This is a genomic window from Rhodococcus ruber (assembly GCF_027270735.1).
Lineage (GTDB): Bacteria > Actinomycetota > Actinomycetes > Mycobacteriales > Mycobacteriaceae > Rhodococcoides > Rhodococcoides rubrum_A.
In genome coordinates this window covers 71,037-83,100 of record NZ_JAPWIJ010000006.1, presented here as the reverse complement: position 1 = coordinate 83,100, position 12,064 = coordinate 71,037, and the positions used below count along the sequence as shown (strand labels likewise).

Annotated in this window: 12 protein-coding genes; 9 read left to right on the top strand and 3 right to left on the bottom strand. The window is 64.0% G+C overall.

The features are described from left to right. Nucleotides 1-14: 14 nt before the first annotated feature. The 3 genes from O4220_RS15195 to O4220_RS15185 all read left to right on the top strand — a co-directional run bounded on the left by O4220_RS15195 (nucleotide 15) and on the right by O4220_RS15185 (nucleotide 3,079). On the top strand, nucleotides 15-836 hold the full coding sequence (locus tag O4220_RS15195) for an SDR family oxidoreductase (RefSeq protein WP_269605597.1): 822 nt from the start codon (nucleotides 15-17) through the stop codon (nucleotides 834-836). A 69-nt stretch (nucleotides 837-905) separates the two neighbouring features. Beyond that, nucleotides 906-2,051, top strand: coding sequence for an acyl-CoA dehydrogenase family protein (locus tag O4220_RS15190; protein WP_420030404.1), 1,146 nt, complete (start codon nucleotides 906-908; stop codon nucleotides 2,049-2,051). Nucleotides 2,052-2,095: 44 nt separating this feature from the next. Then, on the top strand, nucleotides 2,096-3,079 hold the full coding sequence (locus O4220_RS15185; protein ID WP_269605592.1) for an ABC transporter substrate-binding protein: 984 nt from the start codon (nucleotides 2,096-2,098) through the stop codon (nucleotides 3,077-3,079). Here O4220_RS15185 and O4220_RS27835 read toward each other — a convergent pair. Continuing rightward, the gene (locus tag O4220_RS27835) at nucleotides 3,076-4,107 is read right to left on the bottom strand and encodes an SRPBCC domain-containing protein (RefSeq protein WP_332112825.1); all 1,032 of its coding nucleotides are present in this window, start codon (nucleotides 4,105-4,107) and stop codon (nucleotides 3,076-3,078) included. The genes O4220_RS15185 and O4220_RS27835 overlap by 4 nt on opposite strands. Before the next feature lie 2 nt (nucleotides 4,108-4,109). Beyond that, complete coding sequence (locus O4220_RS15170) at nucleotides 4,110-4,472, bottom strand: ArsR/SmtB family transcription factor (protein ID WP_269605590.1); 363 nt, start codon at nucleotides 4,470-4,472, stop codon at nucleotides 4,110-4,112. A gap of 95 nt (nucleotides 4,473-4,567) precedes the next feature. Here O4220_RS15170 and O4220_RS15165 point away from each other — a divergent pair, with 95 nt between their 5' ends. From O4220_RS15165 to O4220_RS15140, 6 genes are read left to right on the top strand one after another with little or no spacing between them, the layout of a single operon-like run. Continuing rightward, nucleotides 4,568-5,212, top strand: coding sequence for a hypothetical protein (locus O4220_RS15165; RefSeq protein WP_269605588.1), 645 nt, complete (start codon nucleotides 4,568-4,570; stop codon nucleotides 5,210-5,212). Nucleotides 5,213-5,252: 40 nt separating this feature from the next. After that, nucleotides 5,253-5,852 (top strand): DJ-1/PfpI family protein, encoded by a 600-nt coding sequence (locus O4220_RS15160; protein ID WP_269605586.1) that lies wholly within the window; start codon nucleotides 5,253-5,255, stop codon nucleotides 5,850-5,852. Next, nucleotides 5,849-6,313, top strand: a complete 465-nt coding sequence (locus tag O4220_RS15155; protein ID WP_269605583.1) for a MarR family winged helix-turn-helix transcriptional regulator — start codon at nucleotides 5,849-5,851, stop codon at nucleotides 6,311-6,313. Before O4220_RS15160 ends, O4220_RS15155 begins: the two co-directional genes overlap by 4 nt. A gap of 7 nt (nucleotides 6,314-6,320) precedes the next feature. Beyond that, nucleotides 6,321-7,568 (top strand): hypothetical protein, encoded by a 1,248-nt coding sequence (locus O4220_RS15150; protein WP_269605581.1) that lies wholly within the window; start codon nucleotides 6,321-6,323, stop codon nucleotides 7,566-7,568. 23 nt (nucleotides 7,569-7,591) lie between these two features. Continuing rightward, nucleotides 7,592-8,596 (top strand): aldo/keto reductase family protein, encoded by a 1,005-nt coding sequence (locus tag O4220_RS15145; RefSeq protein WP_269605579.1) that lies wholly within the window; start codon nucleotides 7,592-7,594, stop codon nucleotides 8,594-8,596. 57 nt (nucleotides 8,597-8,653) lie between these two features. After that, nucleotides 8,654-10,129 carry a carboxylesterase/lipase family protein gene (locus tag O4220_RS15140; RefSeq protein ID WP_269605577.1) on the top strand — a complete coding sequence of 492 codons (1,476 nt, stop codon included), beginning with the start codon at nucleotides 8,654-8,656 and terminating at the stop codon, nucleotides 10,127-10,129. A gap of 68 nt (nucleotides 10,130-10,197) precedes the next feature. Here O4220_RS15140 and O4220_RS15135 read toward each other — a convergent pair whose 3' ends face one another. Next, entirely contained in the window at nucleotides 10,198-12,039 is a 1,842-nt protein-coding gene (locus tag O4220_RS15135; RefSeq protein ID WP_269605575.1) for a flavin-containing monooxygenase, read from the bottom strand. Nucleotides 12,040-12,064: the final 25 nt, after the last annotated feature.

Genomic DNA, 12,064 nt, shown 5'->3' with positions numbered 1-12,064 from the left:
ACTATACCTGGGGCATGAAGGTAGAAGGCAAGGTTGCCATCGTCACCGGCGGTGGTGGCGGAATCGGCGGGGCCATCGCTGCTCGACTTTCGGAGCACGGAGCACGCGTCGTCGTCTCCGACCTCGACGGAAAGACGGCCCAGGCGGTGGTCGACGCTATCGAACGAGACCGGCCGGGGACGGCCGTCGCGGTTGCTGCGGATGCGTCGAACATCGCGGATATCGAGCGGCTGATCGCACAGGCCGAGGACTCGTTCGGTCCGGTCGATCTCTACTTCGCCAACGCAGGCATCAGCGGTGCACCCGGACTCGACGCCACCGAACAGGACTGGGACCTCTCGTTCGATGTGAACGTGCGCGCCCACATACGCGCTGCGCAGTTATTGGTGCCGGGTTGGCTCGAGCGCGGTGAGGGGTACTTCGTCAGCACCGCCTCTGCGGCTGGTCTGCTCACCCAGATCGGTTCGGCCACATACGCAACGACCAAGCATGCGGCCGTCGGATTCGCCGAGTGGCTGAACGTCACCTACGGCAACCGAGGCATTCGTGTCAGTTGCCTATGCCCGATGGGCGTCAACACCAAACTGCTCTACGAGGGACGCGAGTCCGGAGATGCGTTGGGAGCAGCCGCAACTGCGGCGGTGCTGAGCGCCGGTGCCGTACTCGAACCGCTCGACGTTGCCGATGTGGTGCTCGACGCGATGGACCGCGAGCAGTTCCTGATCCTGCCGCACGAGAACGTACTGGACATGTACCGCAACAAGGGTGCCGATTACGACCGGTGGTTGCGCGGCATGCGTCGCTACCAGGACAGCTTGCTCGACAACAACCGTTAGGGGCCCACCGTGGCATTTTTCGAGACCAGTGAGCGCGCGAAGAAGTACGAGTCGGATCTGTTGGAGTTCATGGACTCTCACGTCTACCCGGCCGAGGCCGTGTACGAGCAGCAGATGCTCGACTCCGGCGACCCACATTTCCAGCCGCCGATCATCGAGGATCTGAAGAAGGAAGCGCGCTCACGTGGACTGTGGAATCTGTTCCACCCGCACCCCGAGTGGGGCCCCGGCCTGACCAACCTGGAGTACGCCCCGCTCGCCGAGATCATGGGCCGCAGCCTGCTTGCCCCCGAGGCGTGCAACTGCAACGCACCCGATACCGGCAACATGGAGGTGTTCACGCTCTTCGGCACCGACGAGCACAAAGAGAAGTACTTGACGCCGTTGCTGGACGGCAAGATTCGCTCTGCCTTTGCGATGACCGAACCTGACGTGGCGAGCTCCGACGCCACGAACATCGCCATGAAGATGGACCGCGACGGGGACGACTTCATCCTGAACGGTCGAAAGTGGTGGACGTCCAACGCAATGCACAAGAACTGCAAGGTTCTCATCGTCATGGGCAAGACCGATCCCGAGGCGGCCACGCACCGTCAACAGTCGATGCTGGTGGTACCCATCGACGCACCGGGTGTCACCGTCCTGCGCAACCTGCCGGTGTTCGGTTACATCGACCGCGAAGGTCACGCCGAAGTGCTCTTCGAGGATGTGCGGGTACCGGCGAAGGACGTGTTGAAGGGGCCTGGTGAGGGCTTCGCCATCAGCCAGGCGCGCTTGGGACCTGGCCGCATCCACCACGCGATGCGCACCATCGGCGTGGCCGAGCGTGCGCTCGAATTGCTGTGTCGCCGTGCGGTATCGCGAGTGACGTTCGGTAAGCCGGTGGCGATGCGCTCGAACATCCAGGACTGGATCGCCGAGGCGCGCATCGAGATCGAGAAGACGCGACTGCTCACGTTCAAAGCCGCATACCTGATGGACACCGTCGGGAACAAGGAGGCGCGCACCGAGATCGCGGCCATCAAGGTCGCGGCTCCGGAAATGGCGCTGAAGATCATCGACCGTGCCATCCAGGTGCACGGCGGCGGCGGAGTGAGCAACGACTTCCCGCTCGCCATGATGTACGCCCACATCCGCACTCTGCGTCTGGCCGACGGTCCGGACGAGGTGCACAAGATGTCGATCGCGAAGATGGAGCTGAAGAAGTACCTCTGAAGGTAGGCCACCGCAGCAAGGTGAGCCTGTGCTAACTTCTGCGGATGAAACGGACATTCCTGGGGTGTGCACTCGGTCTGAGTACCGTATTGACGCTGGTCGCGTGCAGCAGCGGGGCAGCTGACGACGCCGGATCCGAAGTCCGCACCGTCACGATCGACACTCTTGCGGGACCTACACAGATCACGGGAACGCCGGAGCGCATCGTCGCCTTCGGACAGCAGTGGGTCGACGCGCTGCTCGAATTCGACGTGCAACCCGTCGGGTATGTCTCCGCAGGATCGAACGGCAACGAACGTGGGCTCTACCCCTGGCAGTCGGCAGTGAGTTCCGATGCCGAGATGCTCGACCCGGCTGCGGTCGACCAGATGGACGGTGCGGTGCCGACCGAGCAGATCGCGGCACTGGAGCCGGATCTGATCCTGGTGTCGGGAATTGCGTCGATCGAACCGTATGCAGGTCTGGCGGATTTCGCACCTACGATTTTGCCCGAGTCGGACCGGGTCGAGACCTGGGAATCGCAGATCGAGACCCTCGGGCTCGTGCTCGATCGGGAAGACGACGCTCGGCGAATCATCGACGAGGGCCACGCCGTCACCGACGACATCGAGAGGGATTATCCGGGACTCGAGGGTAAGACGGCGGTGCTCTCCCAGTTCGTCTTCGACTCCCAGCAGTTGGCTGTTGTCGCCGACCCCGAAGACGGTGCGGCCCAGGTGTTCGGCAGCATCGGGCTCAGTGTGCCGCAGAGTCTGGTCGATTCACCCGATATCTCTCACGGGCGCATCGTGCTCAGCCCCGAGCGGCTCGACGTGCTGACGGCCGACCTGGTCGTGATGCTTCCCAACGGGGGAACGCGGGAAGACCTGGAGAAGCTTCCGGGATTCTCCAGTCTGCCTGCTGCGTCGGGCGGTGGAGTAGCCGTGGTGGATTACGGGACGGTCGTCGGATTCAATACACCGTCGAAAGCGTCGGTCGAATACTCGCTGAACAAGATTCGACCGCAACTCGAGGCAATAGCAAGTTAGCTCCGGGGTGTCCAGGCCGGGTCACGGCCGATGAAGGCCATCAGCTTGTCCTGAGCCGACGCGTCGTCGCCGACCGGGGTGGCGGGCCCGTACTGCCCACTGTCCCGCAGCATCTGCTCCATCGGTCGCATGGCCGCGAGGGCCGCAGCGCACCGATCCTGGCCCAAGTTGGGTTCCAGGCCAAGGGCTTTCGCCAGGTCCCAGGAGTGCATCCAGATGTCGGCGGTGTAGAACATGTCGATCGCTTCGTCCACCGGCATGTCTCCCGTGTGCGGGTTGCTCAACACGCGGTCGGAGGGGTCGTCGAGAATTGCCTGGATGTCGGCGACGTGTCGCTTCCACGCGGCGACGGGGTCGGCCCCGATGTCGAGAGTCTGGAACTCGATTCCTGCGCCGCCCGCGAGAAAGCCGCGAGACCACTCGATCAGGTGCTTCACGACATCGATTGCGGCCCAGACCGATACCGGGCTCGGTCGTGACCAGTCCTCGGGCGAGGCCGACTCGACGAGCGCGGTGAACGCTGCCGCGTCCTGTAGGTGCTGCTGGGCCGGACCTGTTCGATGTCCGAGTAGTTCGTCGAGTTTTTCGTAGCCCTCTTTCACCCCGACATCCATTCCGCTGGAAAGCATCCCGTCGCGAGTTGCGAAGTCCGACATCACACTGAGAACTTTCAGGAGCGTGCCCCCGCCGTCGCGGCCCTCGAATGTGAGGGTCTCGAGGGCAACCGAATCGGGTTGGCCCTCGTAGGTGAACGTCCACACGATCCGCTCGTTGTCCCTGACCTCGTGGAAGCTGCCGAAGAAAGCAGCGATCTCCTTGCCGTCCCGATCGTTGGCGAATGCCCAGGAGCCTCCGGTATGGCCCTCCCACTTCAGAATTCGCGTGGTCAACGATCTGGGCCCCACCCACTGTCGGTACAGTTCGGGATCGATGTGAGCGCGGAACACCTGCTCCGGCGTTGCATCGAACTCCCGAACGATCTCGATCGTGGGTACTTTCTCGTCCGCGAGAATCTCGGTTTCGTACATGGTTAGGACGCTTCTTTCGTGTGCGGGGTCTTCGTCTGGTTGTCCATGCTGTCCAGCAGGGCATCGAGGCGTCGGTAGCGTTGTTCTGCTTCCTGCCGATAGCGCTCGATCCATTTCGCCACGAGGCCGAACACCTCCGCGTCCAGATGCACCGGCCGACGCTGGGCAACTTTGCTTCGGGTGACCAGGCCGGCCTCCTCGAGCACCTTCACGTGCTTGGATACGGCCTGCAGACTCATGTCGTACGGCTCCGCCAATTCGCTGACGCTCGCATCCGCGCCGGCCAGCCGCGCCACCATGTCGCGTCGAGTGGGGTCTGCCAAGGCCGCGAACGTTCTGTCGAGTTGCTCCGTGTGATCGTCCATCGGCTCCTCGCTTTGTCGATGAAGCCGAGCGTAGGCCGCGTGACGTGCCTAGTCAACCATTTGGTTGAGTACTTCCGTTGGCCTACCCTCGTCGGATGGGTATCGGTGAGGACATGGTGCGGGACGTGATCTCTCGAGATCTGGGGCACCCGCTACGAGTGGCAATCGACGGGGTGACGGCATCGGGAAAGTCGACCTGTGCGCGGTGGCTGGTGAGCGCTGTTGCAGCTCAGGGTCGACCTGCGATTCATGTGACCATGGACGGTTTTCATCACCGGCGCGCACATCGGTATCGGCAAGGGCGAACATCGGCTACCGGCTACTACCGGGACGCATACGATTTCGAGGCGCTGTGTACGCAGGTGCTGATTCCGTTAGGGCCGAACGGAAGTGGTGAAATCCGGCGTCGGATCATCGATCTGGCCACGGACGAGCCGGTGAACGATCCGCTCGAACCGGTATCCGCCGACGCAATCGTTGTGGTGGACGGAACGTTTCTGCACCGGCCGCCGCTGCCTGACTACTGGGACTACACGGTATTCGTCGACACACCGATGGACGTCGCACGTGCTCGCGGTACAGCCAGGGATGCGGATGCGCTCGGGGGTGAAGTGGCCGCGGGTATGGCCTTCGACCAGCGCTATCACGCGGCATGCCGGATCTATCTGGACGAGGTGGGTCCGCGCGCGCGAGCCACTCGGGTGCTACCGAGTATTGACAGCATGCTGTCAATGGGGTGATGATTGACAGTATCCTGTCAATCGACGTGAGGACGTTCCGATGACCACCATTGCGCTCTATGCCACCGACACCATGGCCGACTGGGAGTACGGATACCTCACCGCCGGCTTGGCCATGGCCCGTGAACAAGACCCGGAAGCCAACCGGCTGATCGTCGCCTCGGAGACGGGGGAGGCCGTCACAACGATGGGAGGATTGCGCATCACTCCGGACGTCGGCTTGGCCGATCTGCCGACACTCGACGCGTTGATTCTGCCGGGAGCGGGCAGTTGGGAATCCGGGCACGACACGGTACTGAAGCTCGCCGCCGAACTCGTTGCGGCGGGGACTCCGGTGGCGGCGATCTGCGGTGCCACCTACGGGCTGGCTCGGACCGGACTGCTCGACGACCGGCCGCACACCTCGAATGCCGCCGAGTTTCTCACGCAGGCAGCAGAATACCGTGGTTCGGAGCACTACCGAGACGACAAGGCGGTGTCCGACGGCACCGTCATCACTGCCGGCGCGACTGCACCCATCGAGTTCGCCAAGCTGGTGTTCGAGCGGCTGAACGTGTTTCCACAACCCGTCGTCGACGCCTGGTACGGCCTGTACACAACAGGCGAGCGAAAGTACTACGACCAGCTGGCGGGGGCGTGACCGACCGCAGCCCGGAGGGCGATGCGCTGACTGCTCTGGTGTTGCCCGTCTTCGAGCTCAATGGCGAATTTCTGGCTGCCGCACAGGACATCACCGCGCCGACGGGTCTGACTCCGGCGTGGTGGCAGGTCCTCGGAGCAACCCTGGACGAGCCCCTGTCGGTCGCTGATATCGCGCGACGCGTCGGTCTGGGATTGGCGCGGCAGAGCGTGCAGCGCACCGCGAATCTGTTGGTGGACAAAGGCTGGGCCGTGTACGTCGACAACCCGCACCACAGGCGGGCCAAGCTCCTCGAACCCACCCCCAAGGGACGCGAGACCGTCGCCGCTTTGAGAGATGCTCAGCATGCGTGGTCGGACGCCGTTGGTGCCGCAGTGGGTGAGGACGAATTGCGTTCCTTTGCGGAGACCCTGGAGAAGATCCTTGTAGCCTCCCGTCACTATCGTTGTGGCAGTGCATAATTCGTCAATGGCTGTGCTCGCACTGTTGCTCTCCGGACTCCTGGCCGGTTTGCTGTCACAATCCGACGGGGTCGACTTCTTCGGCGACACCGGCGTCGGCGGCGTGCTGTTCTCCAGCGGCGGAGGGGGAGTTGCAATTGCAGTGATTCTGGCGTCGGCTTTGGCGATGCTCGTTCGTGGGCGCAGTATTCTTACCGGCTTGTCCATCGCCGCCGCCGTTGTCGCCGGGGTGACGGCACTGCTGATGCCCTCCGACCTCGCCGAGGTGGTGGCCGGCGGAGTTCTGTTGGGATGCACTGCAGTACGGGCAATCGGTGTACGAGTTCGACAAGCACTGCTGATCGGGTCGTTCCTTGTCGGCCTACTCAGTTCAGGCGCGGTCGAGGCCTTGCAACACCCGGCTGTCCCGCGGCGCTACGCCGATTACCTCAGCGAATCCGATATCGGCACACCGGTGGTCGTTCCGGTCCTGTGCCTACTGGCTGTGCTGGCGGTGGCCTGGGCGGCTCGTGTGGACGACAGCGAAGGGAGTTCGCCACCCGAGCTGGGTATCCGCACTATCGGGGCGATGCTGCTGGTCTCGATCGGTGGCCTTCTACTCGCCGAACTGTTCGCACGCAGCGTGTTTCAGAGCGAGTACGGTCTCGTTGGAAATTGGTACTTCGGAATCCTCGTCGTACCTGTTCTGTTCGGTGCCGCTGCTCTGCTGCCAGGGCGAGGCGGCATCATGGTTCTCGCCGGGACCGCCGTGTTCATCACCTCGACCACCACCGCCGGAGTGGGCATCGAGGTCTCGGACGGAGTCTGGACACTCGGGCTCGTGGCCGTCACGGCACTCGCCGTGTCGGTCGGAGTGGCACTTGGACTGCGGTCGGGTCGCCCGTTCGTCGGCTTTGCGATCCTGGCAATGGTCTGTGTGACCGCACTGTTCGAGTACCCGCCGCTGGACAATGTGCACTACGTGGCGAGTCTGCTCATCTTCCCGGCCGGTGCGGCCTATCTGTACGTGGCGTGCACGTCGGCCACTCCAGCTAGCCCAGTTCCGGTGACGTTAGGCCTCGCGGTGCCGGTGGCGATCACGGTACCGATGGTGGTCACCTATGGATGGACGGCGTACACGCCGCTCACGTCCGTCATGCACAGCGCGACGTGGCCCAGCACCCAGCTGTGGTTCTCCACGGGCGCAGCCGTTGTGACGGTGGTCCTCGCAGGCGTCGGGACGCGGTTCCTCGGTCGTCGACCGCTACTGAATTGATCACCGGAGTACCGTTTTCTCACATGGCTTACAGATACCTCGGAAACAGTGGACTGAAGATCTCGGAGATCACCTACGGCAACTGGTTGACGCACGGATCGCAGGTGGAGAACGACATCGCCACCCAGTGTGTACGCGCGGCCCTCGATGCGGGCATCACCACATTCGACACCGCTGACGTCTACGCCAACGGAGCTGCCGAGACGGTGCTGGGCGACGCGCTCAAGGGTGAGCGTCGGGAATCGCTCGAGATTTTCACCAAGGTCTACTTCCCCGTCGGGCCCAAGGGCCCCAACGACACCGGACTCTCGCGTAAGCACATCCTCGAAGGCATCGACGCCTCGCTGCGTCGACTCGGCACCGAATACGTCGACCTCTACCAGGCGCATCGCTACGACGTCGAGACCCCGCTCGAGGAGACCATCGCCGCCTTCGGTGACGTCGTCCGCCAGGGCAAGGCGCTCTACATCGGTGTGTCCGAGTGGACCGCCGATCAGCTGCGCGCCGGGCAGGAACTCGCCCGCCAGAACGGCTTCTCGATCATCTCGAACCAGCCGCAGTATTCGGCGCTGTGGCGCGTGATCGAGGATCAGGTGATCCCGACGTCGAAGGAACTGGGCATCTCACAGATCGTCTGGTCGCCGATCGCCCAGGGTGTGCTCACCGGTAAGTACCTCCCCGGTCAACCCCTGCCCGACGGTTCGCGCGCCAAGGACGACAAGGGCGGCGACAAGATGATCGCGCGCTACCTCGACGATCAGACGCTCACCCGGGTGCAGCAGCTGAAGCCTATCGCCGATGATCTGGGAATCACCATGGCGCAGTTGGCCGTTGCGTGGGTACTGGCCAACGACAACATCGCCGCCGCACTCGTCGGGGCCTCCCGTCCCGAGCAGATCGCTGAGAACATCAAGGCCTCCGAGGTCACCCTCGACGCCGACGTGCTCGCAAAGATCGACGATGCGCTCGGGGATTCCGTCGAGCGTGACGCGGGCAAGACGGGCTCGCCCGAGGCACGTCTGGTCTGAGCACCGAAAGTTGCCGGTCCGACCGACAACGCGAAGCGAACAGGGTAATAAGGACGTATGGACACGATCACCGTCGATACACCTCAGGGCCAGGTTCGCGGTCGGACCGGCGCAGGCGTCACCTCGTTTCTCGGAGTGCCGTACGCCGAGGCTCCGTTCGGACCCCGCCGATTTCAGGCTCCGTCGCCGCCACCGACGTGGGACGGAGTGCGCGACGCGCTCGAGTTGGGGGCCACCGTTCCCAAGGTGGGTTACCGTCCGCCGACCAGCGAGATCCTCAGTGAGCCGGTGGTACCCGGCGAGGACTGCCTGAACGTCAACATCTTCACCCCCGATGCCGGCGGCTCGGCACCGGTGTTCGTCTGGATTCACGGCGGCGCATTCGTCAACGGCAGCAACGCCATTCCCACGTACGACGGTTCCGCCTTCGCGCGCGACGGCGTCGTGGCCGTGGTGATCAACTACCGACTCGGCGTCGACGGCTTCGCGTCGATCGACGGAGCCCCGGCCAACCGCGGAATGCTCGACCAGGTCGCCGCCCTCGAATGGGTACGCGACCACATCGCGGCCTACGGAGGCGATCCGGCCCGGGTGACCATCGCGGGGGAGTCGGCGGGCGCGATGAGCGTCGGCACCCTGATGTCGATGCCCCGTGCCGAGGGGCTCTTCCAACGGGCGATTCTTCAAAGCGGAGCCGGCCACCACGTCATCACCGCCGAGACCGCCGCGACGGTCTCCGCGGCGTTGGCGGCCTCGCTCGGCGTCGAGGCGACGGCGGACGGATTCGGGTCGGTGTCGGTGGACGCCTTGGTCGACGCGCAGCGCGATCTGTCCGATCGCATCGCGGCCGAGGCCCCGACCGGCGCGTGGGGTGAGCTCGCCTTGAACGTCATGGCATTCGAGCCCTGCATCGACGGTGATGTCGTTCCGGCGCTTCCATTTTCACGAATCATCAGTGACGGCGCGAGCGCACAGGTGGACGTGCTGATCGGAACCACCAGCGAGGAACATGCGTTCTTCATCGTGCCGGCCGGAATTGTCTCGCACCTCACCGAGGACTACGTGAAGATGGTCCTTGCCGGGTACCGAGCCGACCCGTCGGCGCTCGACAGGTACCGCGAACAGCTGCCCGACGCCTCGGCCGGCGAGCTGATGATCGCCGTCATGACCGACTGGTTCTTCCGTATCCCGGCCACGCGCCTGGTCGAGGCCCGCTCCGGTAACGCTTTCGTCTACGAATTCACCTGGCGCTCATCGTTGTTCGACGGCGCACTCGGGGCCTGCCATGCACTCGAGATCCCATTCGTGTTCGATATGCTGCACAAGCCCGAGACCGCACGGATCACGGGCCCGAACCCGCCGCAGAAGGTCGCCGACGAGATGCACCGTGCCTGGATCGATTTCGTGCGCGACGGCTCTCCCGGATGGGACTCGTACGGCAGCGACCGTGCGGTGATGATGTTCGGCGACGAGCCGGGAGTCGTTCTGGACCCGAGGTCGGCTACACGCGAGGTGTGGGACGGGGTGCGCTGAGCGGCTGAGCGGCTGCGCCGCACGTGCGCGGAACCTCGTACTCTGCTACGAGGTTCCGCGCACGACCGTCACCGAAGGTGATGCACTTCCTGCAGCCCGTAGACCGGGGTGTCGATGCCCTCGTAGCGCGCCTTGATCTGCAGTGCGAGGTAGAGCGAATAGTGCCGCGACTGATGCAGATTGCCGCCGTGGAACCAGAAGTTCTCCTGCTGGGTCGGCTTCCACATGTTGCGCTGCTCGCCCTCCCACGGACCGGGATCCTTGGTGGTGTCCGATCCCAGACCCCAGCATTTACCGACTTTGTCCGCGGTCTCCTGGTCGATGAGGTCGGCAACCCAGCCGTTCATCGAGCCGTAGCCGGTGGCGTAGACGATGAGATCGGCCGGGAGCTCGGTACCGTCTTCGAGTACCACGCCGGTCTTGCTGATCCGCTCCACCTGTCCGGCAACGAGTTTGATCTTGCCGTCCGCGACGAGCTCGGATGCGCCGACGTCGATGTAGTAGCCCGAGCCGCGGCGCAGGTACTTCATGAACAGCCCCGAACCGTCGTCGCCGAAGTCGTGTTGGAAGCCGGCCTTCTCGAGGCGATCGTAGAAGTCCTTGTCCTGCTCCGCGATCTGCTGATACACCGGGATCTGGAACTCGTGCATGATCCGGTACGGCAGCGACGCGAAGGTGAGATCGGCCTTGGCCGTAGTCATTCCGGATTCCACTGCGCGCTCGGAGTACAGATCACCGAGCGCGATCTCACACAGCGAATCGGACTTGACGATGTGCGTGGACGAACGCTGCAGCATCGTGACGTCGACGCCGGTCTCGTACAGTGCCTTGCAGATGTCGTGCGCGGAGTTGTTGGAACCGACCACCACCACGCGTTTGCCGACATAGGCGTCGGGACCGGGGTGTTCGCTCGAATGGTGCTGCTCGCCCTCGAATTCGTCCATGCCGGGGAAGTTGGGCACGTTCTTCTTGCCGGACATCCCGGTGGCCATCACCAACTGCTTGGGCCGAAGTATCACTTCCTCACCGTCGCGATCGACGACGACCGTCCACTCCTTGGCAGCCTCGTCGTAGGTGGCGGACTTCGCGGTGGTCTTGCTCCAGTACGGCACCTCCATGACCTTGGTGTACATCTCGAGCCAGTCGCCGATCTTGTCCTTCGGCGCGAACACGGGCCAGTTCGGCGGGAACGGCAGGTAGGGGAGGTGGTCGTACCAGACCGGGTCGTGCAGGCACAGCGACTTGTAGCGTCCACGCCATTGATCGCCGGGGCGTTCGGCACGATCGACGACGATCGCAGGCACCCCGAGCTGTCGGAACCGAGCGCCCAGCGCAATACCGCCCTGACCGCCACCGATCACGAGGGCATACGGCTGCACGCTGTAGCCGAGCTCGTTCTCCTCGATCTCCTTCTTCTCCGCCCAGTTCTGGGTATCGGCGTTCGAGCCGTGCACCGCGCCCTTGATGCGGGACTTCCCTTGACGCTCCTCATGGCCCTTGAGCTCCTGCATGGTCGTCAGCAGAGTCCAGGCCACATCGTCGCCGGTGTCGGCATCGACCGTCAGGCGCAGATGCCCTTTACCTCGGCTCGTTGCGGTCTCGAACTCGATCCACGCCGAGATGACGCCGTCCGCCTCGTCGGGAACCTCGGTGGTGTGGAAACCCGTCGGATCGGTGTCGTCGAGCCGCTGCGACAGCATGTCGCTGACGCCGTCGCGACCCTCGACGGTCTTGAGATTCCAGGTGAACGTGACGAGATCGCGCCAGAAGCTGCTGACGGCGAACATGCCGGCAACGCGAGGAATATCGCGGGCGACCAGTGCTTCCTCGAAGCTCGTCAGCCAGGCGTTGACCCGTTCCTGCGGGGTGTGCGTGCGGGTGATCGAGGCCGGCTCGATGGTCTGGGTCATCAAAACTCCTAGCGGTTCGTGGTGC